Raw genomic sequence first — 732 nt, forward strand, 5'->3', positions numbered from 1 at the left:
GGGAAACCGCCGGCCTGGACCGGGCCGGCGCGGCCGGGCTCGAAGCGCACTTCCTGGACCCCGCCGCGCCCAACGCGGCCCGCGGCTGCCCGGCCGGGGACCTCGTTCCGGCCCGGTTCCGGGCCAAGGCACGCACCTGGCGCGAACGCCACCACCCGGCCAGCATCGAGACACGCCACGCCACAAGCGCCGCGGACCGGCGGGTCGAGTTCGTCCCGGACCGGGACGGCATGGCCTGGCTCTCCGCGCACCTTCCGGCCGATACCGCCGCCGGGATCTGGGAACGGACCACCGCCGCGGCCCGCGCCCTCCAGGGCCCGGACGAGCTCCGGACCCTGGCCCAGCTCCGCGCCGACATCACCGCCACCTGGCTCCTCACCACCGGCACCCAAAGCACCGGAATAGACGGCGGAACGGCCGACGGCGGCATGGGCACCGGGACCACCGGCGGCACGGGTGCGGGGGCGGGTGCGGGCTTGGCAGGGGGCGGTGTTCCGGTCCCGCGGGCGCAGGTCCTGGTCACCGTCCCGGTCCTGGCCCTGCTCGGCGCCACGGACGAACCGGCCACCCTGGACGGGTACGGTCCGATCCCGCCGTCGATGGCCCGCCGCCTCCTCATAGACGGCGCCGGCTCCTTCCACCGGGTCCTGACCGACCCCCGGGACGGGGCACCGCTGGAAATCGGCCGGACCAGCTACCGCCTCACGACGGCCCAGCGCCAGTGGCTCCGGC

At 76.6% G+C, this 732-nt stretch carries 1 protein-coding gene; it reads left to right on the forward strand.

Annotated elements, in window-relative coordinates:
- Nucleotides 1-732: DUF222 domain-containing protein (locus AC1DXI_RS20730; RefSeq protein ID WP_476940150.1), on the forward strand; the 732-nt coding region annotated here is incomplete at both ends.

This window comes from Arthrobacter sp. P1_H7 (assembly GCF_056405215.1).